Below are 13,391 nucleotides of genomic sequence, written 5' to 3' on the forward strand. Positions count from 1 at the left end.
ACCCTACTCTTCCAGCGCTTCAGAGCCACCCTGATCCAGCGGCACATCCGGCTCAGCCGGCAACACCATGTAGGTGCCTTCGAATACCGCGCCCTTATCCTCGTCGCCGAACAGATGCACTTCGGCGTGCACGCGCGCGCGGCGGCCGCGCGCCAGACGCGCCAAATCGCCGCTCAGCGAGCCCAGATCCGCCACCGCACGCGGCCTGCCGGTAATCGGTTTGCTGTAGCGAATGTGCGCGTCCGCCAGAATGATGGTGCCGCCGAGATGGCGCTCGCGCAGCAGCAGCCAAATCAGCCCCCAGGCGGTCAGCGTCGCCAGCGAGAACAGGCTGCCGGCGAACAGCGTGTGGTGCGGATTCTGGTTGCCGATCTCCGGCATGGTGGTGACGAAGCGCTGGCCGGTGTATTGGCTGATGCGCACGCCCATCTTTTCGCTCAGCGGAATGTGTTCATACCAGGCCTGCTGCAATTGGCCGCACCAATCAGGGCGATGCAGGATATCGTCCAGCGTCGCCACCGGTTTGATCATTAAAAAGTGACGGATCGGGGTGGTTTGCGGCGCGGTGATCTCGCCCTGATTGACGAAGCCCAGCTTGGCGAAGAAATCCACCGCGTCTTCACGGGCGCTGCACACCACCCGCTTCACGCCTTCCTGCCGTGCGACGGACTCCAGCGTTATCGCCACCAGCGTTCCCAACCCTTTATCCTGCAACGTCGGGTCTACCGCTAGAAAACGGATCGCCGCCTCGTTGTCGGCATTGATATACAGCCGCCCGATGGCGACAATTTTACCGGCCTCGTCCACCACCATTTGGTGATGGGCCATGGCGTCATAGGCATCCTTTTCCGAACCCACCGGCTGGTGCAGCGGCTTGCGCAGCATTTCCCAGCGAAACTGGTAATACTCCTTCAGTTCTTGCTCTGTTACGGGTACTCGTAGGTGATACATAGACGCCTGTTCTCCGAATGCTTAGACCTGTAGCCAGAATGTCACCGGACCATCGTTGACCAGCGCCACCTGCATGTCGGCGGCGAACTCGCCGGTATGGGTCTCTACGCCGCGTTCACGGCATTGGCCTACAAAATATTGATACAACCGATCGGCTTCCTGCGGCGCGGCGCCGCGCGAAAAGCTGGGCCGCATGCCCTTCTGGGTGTCCGCCGCCAGGGTGAACTGCGAAACGACCAGCACGCTGCCCCCGGCCTGCTGGACGTTGAGATTCATCTTGTCGTTTTCGTCGCCGAAAATGCGGTATCCCAACACGCGTTCGCACAGGCGCTGCGCTTTTTGCTCGTTATCGCCCTGCTCCACGCCCAATAACACTAACAAACCGGGGCCAATCTTGCCTACTGTCTCGCCACCCACCGTGACGCTGGCGTTTAACACCCGTTGAATCAACGCAATCATTCCTGCTGCCCTTCTGGTTTTTGTTCCTGTTGCTCCGCCTTCTGCCGACGGTAGTCGCGGTATTCGCCGATGGTCACGGTGATTTCCGCACCGAGTAACACGATACACCAGCTCCAATAGACCCACAGGAATAAAATCGGGATCACCGCCAGCACGCCGTAAATCAGCTGATAGGAGGGGAACATGGTGACGTACAGCGCGAATCCCTTCTTGCCCAGTTCGAACAGCAATCCGGCCACCACGGCGCCAATCAGTGCATCTTTGGGCGGCACGCGCACCGTCGGCACGATGCAATACAGCAGCCAGAAGGAGATGCACGACAAAATCAGCGGGAAGATGCGCAGCACCTGATCCACCAGGCCATTGACGCCGGTCTGCGCCAACCAGTTGAGCGACAGCAGGTAAGAACTGATGGCCATGCTGGCGCCCACCAGCAGCGGCCCCAGCGTCAGCACCATCCAGTACACGGCAAAGGAGAAGACGATCGGCCGCTTGTTCTTGCTGCGCCAGATAGTGTTCAGCACGCTGTCCACCGAGGAAATCAACAGCAGCGCGGTAACGATCAGCCCGCAGGTGCCGACGGCGGTCATCTTGTTGGAATTGGCGACGAACTGTTCCAGGTAGTTCTGGATCACATTGCCGGCGGCCGGCACGAAATTGGAAAAGATAAAGCTCTTCAGCTGTTCGCTGATGTCGGAAAACATCGGGAAAGCGGCGAACAGGGCGAACACCACGGTGACCAGCGGCACCAGCGACAGCAGGGAAACGTAGGCGAGATGGCCCGCCAACATCGTCAGGCCATCGTGGTCGATGCGTTGGTACAGCAGCCGTCCGAAGGTGACGCTTGGCTTAATCGCAGAGGGCAGCTTCTTGCGGCGGAAAAACGACATGGTCACTCCTTGATGTCCGTTGATACGCCTTAAGCTTAACGCGCTCTGCACTCATTGAGCAAAATAGGCCGGCACCACGTCGCGATCGGTGACGTGCACCGTCTTGATTCCCAGCGCCTGCGCGGCGAGGACGTTCGCCGGATGATCGTCAAAGAACACCGCGTCGGCGGCAGCGGTGTTTTCCGCGGCCAGCACATGCTGGTAGATGTTGGCTTCCGGTTTGCGCATGCCGAGATCTTGCGACAAATAGAGATGATCGGCGGCGGCGGCCACTTCAGGGTAGTGCTGCGGCCAGTAGTTGCAGTGCAGACGGTTGGTGTTCGACAGCACCACCACCCGGTGGCCTTCGTTGCGCAGGCGCTGCATGATGTCGATCACCTCCGGGCGCAGCGCGACGAATACCGCCTGCCAACCGGTGGCGAACTGCTCAAAGCTGAGCGCGATGCCCATTTCATCGCACAGTTTGCCGGCGAAGTCTTCATCGCTGATTTCACCGCGCTCATGCTGCTGGAACACCTCACCCATGGTGAAACGATCGGACAGCACCGCCAACGGCGTGCCGCTCAAATTGCTCCACACACCCAGCACACGCTTGAAATCGATATCGACGATCACATTACCTAAATCAAAGATATACAGCATAGTCCTCTCCTATGGGCCGGTGAGATTTCACTGTAGCGGGAAAAGGAACAGCTGAACAGGGAGCGAACGGAAAAGCGCATAGCGCGCCGCACAAACGGGGAACAACAGAGGAAAAAACTCAGGGCGCGAGAGCCGCGCCCTAAGCAGGGGACACTCAATCAGCGATTAAGCGTCTTTAGGACCGCGGCTGGCACGCTTACGATCGTTTTCCGTCAGGTGACGCTTACGGATACGGATCGAGGTTGGCGTCACTTCTACCAGTTCGTCGTCATCGATGAACTCCAGAGCTTGCTCCAGGGTCATTTTGATGGCCGGAACCAGGGTAGTCGCTTCGTCAGTACCGGAAGCACGCATGTTGGTCAGCTTCTTACCGGTCAGGCAGTTTACGGTCAGGTCGTTGGAACGTGAGTGAATACCGATGATCTGGCCTTCATACACTTCCGCACCGTGGCCCAGGAACAGCTTGCCGCGATCCTGCAGGCCGAACAGCGCGAACGCGACCGCTTTGCCCTGGCCGTTGGAGATCAGCACGCCGTTCTGACGCTGGCCCACTTCGCCCGGACGCACGTCGTCGTAGTGGCTGAAGGTGGAGTACAGCAGACCGGTGCCCGAAGTCATGGTCATGAATTCGTTACGGAAGCCGATCAGACCGCGGCTTGGGATCACGTAGTCGAGACGCACGCGGCCCTTACCGTCCGGATCCATGTTTTTCAGGTCAGCTTTACGCTCACCCATCGCCTGCATCACGGAACCCTGATGCTGCTCTTCGATATCCAGCGTCACGTTCTCGAATGGCTCCTGCTTGCGGCCATCGATTTCGCGGAAGATAACTTTCGGACGGGAAACCGCCAGCTCGAAACCTTCACGGCGCATGTTTTCGATCAGCACCGACAGGTGCAGTTCACCACGGCCGGAGACGCGGAAGGCGTCCGCATCGTCGGTTTCTTCAACGCGCAGCGCTACGTTGTGCACCAGCTCTTTGTTCAGACGGTCAAGGATCTGACGCGACGTCACGTACTTACCTTCTTTACCGCAGAACGGCGAGGTGTTGACGTTGAAGAACATGGTGACGGTCGGTTCGTCGACGGACAGCGCCGGCAGCGCTTCTACGGCATTGGTGTCGCAGATGGTGTCAGAGATGTTCAGCTCGCCCAGGCCGGTGATGGCGATGATATCGCCCGCTTCCGCCAGGGTGCTGTCGATACGCTCCAGACCCAGGTGACCCAGCACTTTACCCACTTTACCGTTGCGAGTTTTACCTTCGCTGTCGATGATGGTGACCTGCTGGTTCGGCTTCACTTTACCGCGCTTGATGCGGCCGATGCCGATAACGCCCAGGTAGTTGTTGTAGTCCAACTGGGAGATCTGCATCTGGAATGGCGCTTCCAGCTCAACCTGCGGCGCAGACACATGGTCGACGATCGCCTGATACAGCGGGGTCATGTCTTCCGCCATGTCGGTGTGGTCGACGCCGGCGATGCCGTTCAGCGCAGAAGCGTAGATGATCGGGAAGTCGAGCTGCTCGTCAGTCGCGTCGAGGTTCACGAACAGGTCGAACACCTGATCCACAACCCAGTCAGGGCGCGCGCCAGGGCGGTCAACCTTGTTGATGACCACGATCGGCTTCAGACCGTTGGCGAAGGCCTTCTTGGTCACGAAGCGGGTTTGCGGCATAGGGCCATCCATTGCATCCACAACCAGCAGCACCGAGTCAACCATCGACATCACGCGCTCTACCTCACCGCCGAAGTCGGCGTGTCCTGGGGTATCCACGATGTTGATACGGTAACCATTCCAATTAATGGCGGTGTTTTTTGCGAGGATGGTAATCCCACGCTCTTTCTCCAAATCGTTGGAGTCCATTACGCGTTCGGTCGCTTCCGCACGCTCTCCGAAAGTACCGGATTGTTGCAGCAGCTTGTCAACCAGGGTGGTTTTACCATGGTCAACGTGGGCAATAATGGCGATGTTACGCAAATTTTCGATCACAGCTTTGCCTCGGGCATTAGAAATAGCGCGCTATTGTACACGTATTAAGCGAGGGACTAAACAAGATCACAACCATCTCTTATAAACAACCGCGTACCGGTCAGTTTGTGATCCCTTTCACGGTGCAAAAAGCCGCAATCGTTGCACTTTTGCACCATTTCAGTGCCCACGCCCACCCCGATTGCACCATAACAGTGCAATTTATCGCTGATGGTGCATACTGTGGCTGGGTAAAACCCGCGCAGAAAGGCGATGAACGCCTTTTTAAAAAGTTGGCACGCTTTTCGCTTTAGTCTTTTCAAGGCGAAAAAAAGCCAGTTCCACAGATTCGTTCCACGACGACGACAATGATAAACCGGGAGAGTTAAGTATGTCCGCTGAACACGTTTTGACGATGCTGAATGAGCATGAAGTGAAATTCGTAGACCTGCGTTTCACTGACACCAAGGGTAAGGAACAGCACGTGACTATCCCGGCTCATCAGGTAAACGCCGACTTCTTCGAAGAAGGCAAAATGTTTGACGGCTCCTCTATCGGTGGTTGGAAGGGCATCAACGAATCTGACATGGTACTGATGCCGGATGCCAGCACGGCGGTTCTGGATCCGTTCTTCGAAGAACCTACGCTGATCATTCGCTGCGACATTCTCGAGCCGGGCACCATGCAAGGCTACGATCGCGACCCGCGCTCCATCTCCAAACGCGCCGAAGACTTCCTGCGCTCCTCCGGCATCGCGGACACCGTCCTGTTCGGGCCAGAGCCTGAATTCTTCCTGTTCGACGACATTCGCTTCGGCAGCAGCATCCGCGGTTCCCACGTGGCCATCGACGACATCGAAGGCGCCTGGAACTCCGGCACAAAATACGACGGCGGCAACAAAGGCCACCGTCCGGCGGTGAAAGGCGGTTACTTCCCGGTTCCACCGGTCGACTCTTCGCAGGATCTGCGTTCCACCATGTGTTTGACCATGGAAGAGATGGGCCTGGTGGTTGAAGCGCACCACCACGAAGTGGCGACCGCCGGTCAGAACGAAGTGGCAACCCGCTTCAACACCATGACCAAAAAAGCCGACGAAATTCAGATCTACAAATACGTGGTGCATAACGTGGCACACGCCTTCGGTAAAACCGCGACCTTCATGCCGAAGCCTATGTTCGGCGACAACGGTTCCGGCATGCACTGCCACATGTCGCTGTCCAAGAACGGCACCAACCTGTTCGCCGGCGACAAATACGGCGGCCTGTCTGAAACCGCGCTGTTCTACATCGGCGGCATCATCAAGCACGCCAAGGCGATCAACGCGCTGGCCAACCCGACCACCAACTCGTACAAGCGTCTGGTACCGGGCTACGAAGCGCCGGTGATGCTGGCCTACTCCGCCCGTAACCGCTCCGCGTCCATCCGTATCCCGGTGGTCGCCAGCCCGAAAGCGCGCCGCATCGAAGCCCGCTTCCCGGATCCGGCGGCTAACCCATACCTGTGCTTCGCCGCACTGCTGATGGCCGGCCTGGACGGCATCATCAACAAGATCCACCCTGGCGACGCCATGGACAAAAACCTGTACGACCTGCCGCCGGAAGAAGAAGCCGAGATCCCAAAAGTGGCCGGCTCGCTGGACGAGGCGATGGCCGCACTGAACGAAGACCGCGAGTTCCTGACCCGCGGCGGCGTGTTCACCGACGATGCGATCGATGCCTACATCGAACTGCGCAAAGAAGAGATGGACCGCGTTCGTATGACGCCACACCCGGTTGAGTTCGAACTGTACTACAGCGTCTAAGCCCTACCCGCGCCGTCTGCGCAGGCGGACGGCGCCCATATTTTTGTTATCGCTTTTTTGTTGCCGTGGAAACTTTCAGCCCATCTTCGGATGGGTTTTTTTCTCCACCGTATTTTCTGCAAAACTATTCCATACCGCGCCGATCCCGGATGGAGTAGGATAGATGCACTAAAAAGGTGCAGGAGTCTGCTGTATGGCAACTGGCAAGCTGCCCGATGCTGGGCAGATCCTCAATTCACTCATCAACAGCATCCTGCTGTTGGATGACTCTCTGGCGGTTCACTACGCCAACCCGGCGGCACAGCAGCTGCTGGCGCAAAGCTCCCGCAAGCTGTTCGGCACGCCGCTGCCCGATTTGCTCGGTTATTTTTCGCTGAACGTCTCTCTGATGCGTGAAAGCCTGCGCGCCGGGCAGGGCTTCACGGACAACGAAGTGACCCTGGTGGTCGACGGCCGCGCGCATATCCTTTCCCTGACCGCTCAGGCGCTGCCGGAAGGCTATATCCTGGTCGAGCTGGCGCCGATGGACAATCAGCGCCGCCTGAGCCAGGAACAGCTGCAACATGCCCAACAGGTGGCAGCCCGCGATCTGGTGCGCGGTTTGGCGCACGAAATTAAAAACCCGCTGGGCGGCCTGCGCGGCGCAGCGCAGCTGCTGGCCAAAGCGCTGCCCGATCCGGCGCTGACCGAATACACCAAGGTGATCATTGAGCAGGCCGATCGGCTGCGTAATCTGGTGGATCGTCTGCTCGGGCCGCAGCGGCCCGGCCAGCATATTACCCAGAGCATTCATCAGGTCGCGGAGCGCGTCTGCCAACTGGTGTCCCTGGAAATGCCGGATAACGTCACGCTGGTGCGCGACTACGATCCGAGTCTGCCGGAAATGGCTCATGACCCGGATCAGATAGAACAGGTGCTGCTGAACATCACCCGCAATGCGCTGCAGGCGCTGGGCGAGGCGGGCGGCACCATCACGCTGCGCACCCGCACCGCGTTTCAGATTACGTTGCACGGTACCCGCTACCGCCTGGCGGCACGTATCGACGTCGAAGACGACGGCCCCGGCGTGCCGGCGCAGCTGCAGGACACGCTGTTCTACCCGATGGTCAGCGGCCGTGAAGGCGGTACCGGCCTGGGATTATCCATCGCCCGCAATCTGATCGATCAGCATTGCGGAAAAATTGAATTCAACAGTTGGCCAGGTCATACCGAATTCTCGGTCTACCTGCCCATTCGTCAGTGAGGTTTGCTATGCAACGAGGGATAGTCTGGATCGTCGATGACGATAGCTCCATCCGCTGGGTGCTTGAGCGCGCGCTCACCGGCGCGGGCCTGAGCTGCGCCACCTTCGAAGGCGGCAATGACGTGCTGGAAGCCTTGGCCACGCAAACCCCCGACGTGCTGCTATCCGACATCCGCATGCCGGGTATAGACGGTCTGGCGCTGCTCAAACAGATCAAACAGCGCCATCCAATGCTGCCGGTGATCATCATGACCGCGCATTCGGATTTGGACGCCGCCGTCAGCGCCTATCAGCAAGGGGCCTTCGACTACCTGCCGAAGCCGTTCGACATCGACGAAGCAGTGGCGCTGGTCGAGCGCGCCATCAGCCATTATCAGGAGCAGCAGCAGCCGGTGCGCAGCCAGCCGGCCAGCGATCCGGCGGCGGACATCATCGGCGAAGCGCCGGCGATGCAGGACGTATTTCGCATCATCGGCCGGCTCTCGCGTTCGTCGATCAGCGTGCTGATCAACGGCGAATCCGGCACCGGCAAAGAGCTGGTGGCGCATGCGCTGCACCGCCACAGCCCGCGCGCCAAGTCGCCGTTCATCGCCCTGAACATGGCTGCCATCCCCAAAGACCTGATCGAGTCGGAGCTGTTTGGCCACGAGAAAGGCGCCTTCACCGGTGCGAACCAAATCCGTCAGGGACGCTTTGAACAGGCCGACGGCGGCACGCTGTTCCTCGACGAGATCGGCGATATGCCGCTCGACGTGCAAACGCGCCTGCTGCGGGTGCTGGCGGACGGCCAGTTCTACCGGGTCGGCGGCTATGCGCCGGTGAAGGTCGACGTGCGCATTATCGCCGCCACGCACCAAAACCTGGAGCTGCGGGTACAGGAAGGCAAGTTCCGCGAAGACCTGTTCCATCGCCTGAACGTGATCCGCGTACACCTGCCGCCGCTGCGCGAGCGCCGGGAAGACATCCCGCGGCTGGCGCGCCACTTCCTGCAGATCGCCGCCAAAGAGTTAGGCGTCGAGGCCAAGAACCTGCATCCGGAAACCGAAACCGCGCTGACCCGCCTGCCCTGGCCGGGCAACGTGCGCCAGCTGGAGAATACCTGCCGCTGGCTGACGGTGATGGCCGCCGGGCAAGAGGTGCTGATTCAGGATCTGCCGAGCGAACTGTTCGAAACCGCCGCGCCGGAGAGCCCCAGCCACAGCCTGCCGGACAGCTGGGCCACGCTGCTGGCTCAGTGGGCCGATCGCGCGCTGCGTTCCGGTCATCAAAACCTGCTGTCGGAAGCGCAGCCGGAGATGGAGCGTACGCTGCTCACCACCGCCCTACGCCACACCCAGGGGCACAAACAGGAAGCCGCACGCCTGCTGGGCTGGGGGCGTAATACTCTGACCCGCAAGCTCAAAGAGCTGGGCATGGAATAGGAGCGTGGGTGGATGATGAAAAACGCAGTCCGGCGCACAAAAAAACGCCAACCTCAGGCTTTACAGCCGGAGCGGGCGCAGTATGATCGTGTCGCACACTCTGGAGGTTGACGATGCTGGACTCATTCATCGTGTTCATTTCTCAGGGCGCGGAGCTGGGCTCTGCCGCCAGCCACACCCCGCAGGCGGCGGTCGCCGCGGTGTTGTGCGCCGCGCTGATTAACTTCTTCAGTTAAAAAAACAGCCGCATCAGCGGCTGTTTTTTCATCCTCAGATCACCCGAGAGAACTGCTGGCTGCGCGCCTGTTGCCGCAGATAGCGATCGAAGCACATGCAGATATTGCGGATCAGCAAGCGCCCGCGCGGCGTGACGCGAATGCCTTGCTCGTCGCGCTCCACCAGCCCATCGCGTTCAAACGGCGCCAGCAGCTGCAGGTCTTCGGCGAAGTAAGCGGTGAAATCGATGCCGTATTGCCGTTCAAGCGGCTGATACGCCAATCGGAAGTTACAGATCAGCGTTTTGATCAGATCGCGCCGCAGGCAATCGTCGTCCGTCAGCGCCAGCCCGCGCCACAGCGCGTTGCCCTGCGCCTGCACGCTGTCATAGTAACGCTTCAGCTCTTTCTGGTTCTGCGCATAGCTGTCGCCGAGCATGCTGATGGCCGACACGCCCAGCCCCAGCAGATCGCTGTCGCCCTGAGTGGTGTAGCCCTGGAAATTGCGGTGCAGCTTGCCTTCGCGCTGCGCGATCGCCAGCTCGTCGTCCGGGCGGGCAAAGTGATCCATGCCGATGAACTGATAGCCGGCGTCGGTCAGGAACGCGATGCTCTGCTGGAGGATATCCAGCTTCTGCTGCGCGCCCGGCAGATCGGCGTCTTTGATTTTGCGCTGGGCGGCGAACAAGTTCGGCATATGCGCGTAGTTGAACACGCTGAGGCGATCGGGATTCAGTTCAGCCACCCGCTGCAGCGTGAAAGCGAAGCTTTCCGGCGTCTGTTTCGGCAGGCCGTAGATCAGATCGATATTGGTCGAGCGGAAGCCCAGCGCTTTGGCCCGCTCAATCAGGGCGAAAATAAAGGCTTCGTCCTGCTCGCGATTGACCAGCTGCTGCACCTGCTTGTTGAAATCCTGCACCCCCATGCTCAGACGGTTAAAGCCTTCTGCACGTAAATGATCGAGCACATCCAGCTCTATCTCGCGCGGATCGACCTCGATCGACATCTCCGCATCGGGCAGGAAATCAAAGTGTTCGCGCAGCAACGCCACCAGCCGGCTGATTTGCGCTTTATCCAGGTAGGTCGGCGTACCGCCGCCCCAGTGCATCTGGCCGACTTTACGGCCGGCGAACAGCGGCGCACGGCTGGCGATCTCTTGCGCCAAAACGTTCAGGTATTCGTCGGCCTTGTGCGTCTGGCGCGTCACCAGCTTGTTGCAGCCGCAGAAGTAGCACAGCTTATGGCAGAAGGGGATATGCACGTACAGCGACAGCGGTCGCTCAGGATAGCGCGCAGCGGCGCGTTGAAACGCCGCTTCGTCGTAGCACTGGTTAAACTCCAGCGCCGTGGGGTATGAGGTATAACGCGGCCCTGAGTAGTTATATTTTTGGATCAGGGCCAAATCCCAGACAATCGTCTGCTCTGACATGCTCACTCCTTCCGATATCTTTTTCTACCGGGCCGGGAGAGAGGCGGTTGTCTGCGCTGTCTGGCCACGGAAGCACTGCGAAAACGCGCTTTGCGCTTAGACAGCCGCCATAGTTTACCGAATAACCACAGCAGATAACACATCAAGAGTAGGGCTATTGTCGGGATTAGCCACATGGCGCGTTAAAAGGCGTCTTTCGGATTGCCGCCTTTCAGCAGCTTCAGAATATCTTCCTGCTTCTCTTCTTCTTCGTCGTCGTCTTCACCCAGTTCGATACCCAACACGTCCATCAGCACATCGATGCGATCCAGCGTTTTATCGACATAGGTCTGCTCTTCCGCGTTCAGCGTTTCGCCGTCGTCGATGCGATCCAGCAGCGCGTTCAGGCGCTCGTCATTTTCCAGCTTCGCCAACTCTTCTTCCGGCGACAGGCGTGGTTTCGCTTCGGCCTTCGGCTTCGGCTGCGGTTTGGCCTTCACTTTGGTTTCGTCGACCACCAGCGCAACCGGCACTTTACTGCCGATACGTGGATCTTTGGCTTCTGCCGCCGATTTGTTCTTCTGGCTGCCGGACTCGACCTGGGTGCGCGAACCGGAAGCGAGGCCGCGGCGCTTTTTCAAGCGTTTGCGCTCACGCGCTTCCTGATCGAGCTCCATACGGCTTTTCTTTTTCGTTTTTGACTTCGCCGCGCTGCCGCGAGGTGCTTTTGATGGCTGGTTCATAGCGTGTGCTCTTAGGTATGTAGATTCAGTATAGAATTGCGGCGGAATCTAGCAGAAAGCGGACAAAGAAAAAAGGCGGCAGGTTAAACCTGCCGCCTATTTCGCACCTTCTTGCGAAGGGTATTCCTGTTACGCGCTCCTTGCGTACATGCAACATCCCGGTTTTTCCTTCTGCTATAACCGCATTCCCTGCCACTACGTCCTTCATCCTGAAAGGAAAATCGTCCATGGCGCAATCCATTCGCATCCGCTCTTCCCGAGCGCGCTTCCTGCGGGCATCCAAACTGCCGATACTTCACCATCCGATGTGCCTGCCGCCTGTTCCGGTGCGAAAGGGTCACTTCCTTTTGCGTTCATCCTGGCACTCATTGCACGCCCTGTGCATTCCCTGAGATTTGTCATCCTTCCCGGATGTTCCCTAATCCTGCGCAACTCTGCGTTAACGACTACTTTACGTTATTGTTGCGAAGGCTCAAGGCACCTGACGCCAATTTGAACGACATTTCCCTACAACGAAAAAACAACGCTTTGTTTTTAAAACAAAAACAAAAATATCACTTTCGAATAAAGCGACATTACCCGCGATTCGAATGGCAAATGTCTCACAACGCACACGCGGCATAACTGCCGTTTTATCGCGTCCCGCCGCTTAAAAACGGAGAAACACGCCATTTTTACCGCTGATGCAGTTATAATCGCCAACCAGTTAGCCATCCTCACGGAGACGAAAAATTTTGACCAGCAAGAACTACAACTATCATGTGACCCATTTCGTCACCAGCGCACCCGATATTCGCCATCTGCCGGGGGATGCAGGAATTGAAGTCGCCTTTGCCGGCCGTTCCAACGCCGGTAAATCCAGCGCGCTGAATACGCTGACCAACCAAAAAAGCCTGGCGCGCACCAGTAAAACGCCGGGGCGCACCCAGCTGATCAACCTGTTCGAAGTGGAAGACGGCATCCGCCTGGTCGACCTGCCGGGCTATGGCTACGCCGAAGTGCCGGAAGAGATGAAGCGCAAATGGCAGCGCGCGCTGGGTGAATATCTGCAGATGCGCAACAGCCTGAAAGGCCTGGTGGTGCTGATGGATATTCGCCATCCGCTGAAAGATCTCGACCAGCAGATGATCCAGTGGGCGGTCGACGTCGGCACGCCGGTGCTGGTGCTGCTGACCAAGGCCGACAAGCTGGCCTCCGGCGCACGCAAGGCGCAGCTCAACATGGTGCGTGAAGCGGTGCTGCCGTTTATGGGGGATATCCAGGTCGAAGCCTTCTCATCGCTGAAAAAGATCGGCGTCGACAAACTGCGCCAGAAGCTGGACACCTGGTTTAACGAGATCCCGCCGGAAGTGCTGCCGGAAGACGAAACCGGCGAATAAGCCCAGGCCTAACGCCAGAGCCGATGCCTCACCGCATCGGCTTTTTTATCCCCGTCGAACGGCCGCAGACGAAATTTTTTGTTATCTAATTACAGTTTTGAAATAAAGCCATCATAAAAACTTATCGCCAGGGCTGGCTTATCTCGCCGGATTACGCGAGTCTAAAGGATGGAAGCAGGAACGAAAAGCGGTGCGGAGCGATAGGAAAAACGTATGGTTTACTGCTGTTTTTACAATAAAAAACGCCCCAGTCAATACTGACTGGGGCGGC

General features: G+C 58.5%; 12 protein-coding genes. 5 read left to right on the forward strand and 7 right to left on the reverse strand.

What is annotated here, in order from left to right:
* Positions 1 to 3: 3 nt before the first annotated feature.
* The 5 genes from fabY to typA form a co-directional block, all read right to left on the reverse strand.
* Positions 4 to 951: a fatty acid biosynthesis protein FabY gene (fabY, locus tag ACSJLU_RS24380; protein WP_025304711.1), complete on the reverse strand. Its 948-nt coding sequence runs from the start codon at positions 949 to 951 to the stop codon at positions 4 to 6.
* Between the two features lie 21 nt (positions 952 to 972).
* Positions 973 to 1,410 (reverse strand): D-aminoacyl-tRNA deacylase, encoded by a 438-nt coding sequence (gene dtd, locus ACSJLU_RS24385; RefSeq protein WP_342096793.1) that lies wholly within the window; start codon positions 1,408 to 1,410, stop codon positions 973 to 975.
* On the reverse strand, positions 1,407 to 2,300 hold the full coding sequence (locus tag ACSJLU_RS24390) for a virulence factor BrkB family protein (RefSeq protein WP_025304713.1): 894 nt from the start codon (positions 2,298 to 2,300) through the stop codon (positions 1,407 to 1,409). The genes dtd and ACSJLU_RS24390 overlap by 4 nt, the downstream gene beginning before the upstream one ends.
* Before the next feature lie 51 nt (positions 2,301 to 2,351).
* Positions 2,352 to 2,942, reverse strand: a complete 591-nt coding sequence (gene yihX / locus ACSJLU_RS24395) for a glucose-1-phosphatase (RefSeq protein WP_025304714.1) — start codon at positions 2,940 to 2,942, stop codon at positions 2,352 to 2,354.
* A gap of 165 nt (positions 2,943 to 3,107) precedes the next feature.
* Entirely contained in the window at positions 3,108 to 4,931 is a 1,824-nt protein-coding gene (gene typA / locus ACSJLU_RS24400) for a ribosome-dependent GTPase TypA (RefSeq protein ID WP_004931243.1), read from the reverse strand.
* Between the two features lie 370 nt (positions 4,932 to 5,301).
* Between typA and glnA the strand changes: the two genes are divergently transcribed.
* The 4 genes from glnA to ACSJLU_RS24420 all read left to right on the forward strand — a co-directional run bounded on the left by glnA (position 5,302) and on the right by ACSJLU_RS24420 (position 9,611).
* The gene (gene glnA, locus ACSJLU_RS24405) at positions 5,302 to 6,711 is read left to right on the forward strand and encodes a glutamate--ammonia ligase (protein WP_025304715.1); all 1,410 of its coding nucleotides are present in this window, start codon (positions 5,302 to 5,304) and stop codon (positions 6,709 to 6,711) included.
* A gap of 193 nt (positions 6,712 to 6,904) precedes the next feature.
* Positions 6,905 to 7,954 (forward strand): nitrogen regulation protein NR(II), encoded by a 1,050-nt coding sequence (gene glnL / locus ACSJLU_RS24410; RefSeq protein WP_004931246.1) that lies wholly within the window; start codon positions 6,905 to 6,907, stop codon positions 7,952 to 7,954.
* A gap of 8 nt (positions 7,955 to 7,962) precedes the next feature.
* On the forward strand, positions 7,963 to 9,375 hold the full coding sequence (gene glnG, locus ACSJLU_RS24415) for a nitrogen regulation protein NR(I) (protein WP_025304716.1): 1,413 nt from the start codon (positions 7,963 to 7,965) through the stop codon (positions 9,373 to 9,375).
* Between the two features lie 113 nt (positions 9,376 to 9,488).
* Positions 9,489 to 9,611: a YshB family small membrane protein gene (locus ACSJLU_RS24420; RefSeq protein WP_015379453.1), complete on the forward strand. Its 123-nt coding sequence runs from the start codon at positions 9,489 to 9,491 to the stop codon at positions 9,609 to 9,611.
* A 34-nt stretch (positions 9,612 to 9,645) separates the two neighbouring features.
* Here ACSJLU_RS24420 and hemN read toward each other — a convergent pair whose 3' ends face one another.
* The gene (gene hemN, locus ACSJLU_RS24425) at positions 9,646 to 11,019 is read right to left on the reverse strand and encodes an oxygen-independent coproporphyrinogen III oxidase (protein WP_049209085.1); all 1,374 of its coding nucleotides are present in this window, start codon (positions 11,017 to 11,019) and stop codon (positions 9,646 to 9,648) included.
* 182 nt (positions 11,020 to 11,201) lie between these two features.
* Positions 11,202 to 11,741, reverse strand: coding sequence for a Der GTPase-activating protein YihI (gene yihI, locus ACSJLU_RS24430; RefSeq protein ID WP_072008264.1), 540 nt, complete (start codon positions 11,739 to 11,741; stop codon positions 11,202 to 11,204).
* Between the two features lie 734 nt (positions 11,742 to 12,475).
* On the opposite strand from yihI, the gene yihA reads away from it, so the two are divergent.
* Positions 12,476 to 13,120, forward strand: coding sequence for a ribosome biogenesis GTP-binding protein YihA/YsxC (gene yihA / locus ACSJLU_RS24435; RefSeq protein ID WP_025304719.1), 645 nt, complete (start codon positions 12,476 to 12,478; stop codon positions 13,118 to 13,120).
* The last annotated feature ends 271 nt before the right edge of the window (positions 13,121 to 13,391 follow it).

Source organism: Serratia bockelmannii, from assembly GCF_051803255.1.
Classification (GTDB): Bacteria; Pseudomonadota; Gammaproteobacteria; order Enterobacterales; family Enterobacteriaceae; genus Serratia; species Serratia bockelmannii.

What these genes read in the sequence shown, in the direction of transcription:
- fabY (WP_025304711.1), bottom strand. Translation starts at nt 951, where the DNA reads ATGTATCACCTACGAGTACCCGTAACAGAGCAAGAACTGAAGGAGTAT.
- dtd (WP_342096793.1), bottom strand. Translation starts at nt 1,410, where the DNA reads ATGATTGCGTTGATTCAACGGGTGTTAAACGCCAGCGTCACGGTGGGT.
- ACSJLU_RS24390 (WP_025304713.1), bottom strand. Translation starts at nt 2,300, where the DNA reads ATGTCGTTTTTCCGCCGCAAGAAGCTGCCCTCTGCGATTAAGCCAAGC.
- yihX (WP_025304714.1), bottom strand. Translation starts at nt 2,942, where the DNA reads ATGCTGTATATCTTTGATTTAGGTAATGTGATCGTCGATATCGATTTC.
- glnA (WP_025304715.1), top strand. Translation starts at nt 5,302, where the DNA reads ATGTCCGCTGAACACGTTTTGACGATGCTGAATGAGCATGAAGTGAAA.
- glnL (WP_004931246.1), top strand. Translation starts at nt 6,905, where the DNA reads ATGGCAACTGGCAAGCTGCCCGATGCTGGGCAGATCCTCAATTCACTC.
- glnG (WP_025304716.1), top strand. Translation starts at nt 7,963, where the DNA reads ATGCAACGAGGGATAGTCTGGATCGTCGATGACGATAGCTCCATCCGC.
- ACSJLU_RS24420 (WP_015379453.1), top strand. Translation starts at nt 9,489, where the DNA reads ATGCTGGACTCATTCATCGTGTTCATTTCTCAGGGCGCGGAGCTGGGC.
- hemN (WP_049209085.1), bottom strand. Translation starts at nt 11,019, where the DNA reads ATGTCAGAGCAGACGATTGTCTGGGATTTGGCCCTGATCCAAAAATAT.
- yihI (WP_072008264.1), bottom strand. Translation starts at nt 11,741, where the DNA reads ATGAACCAGCCATCAAAAGCACCTCGCGGCAGCGCGGCGAAGTCAAAA.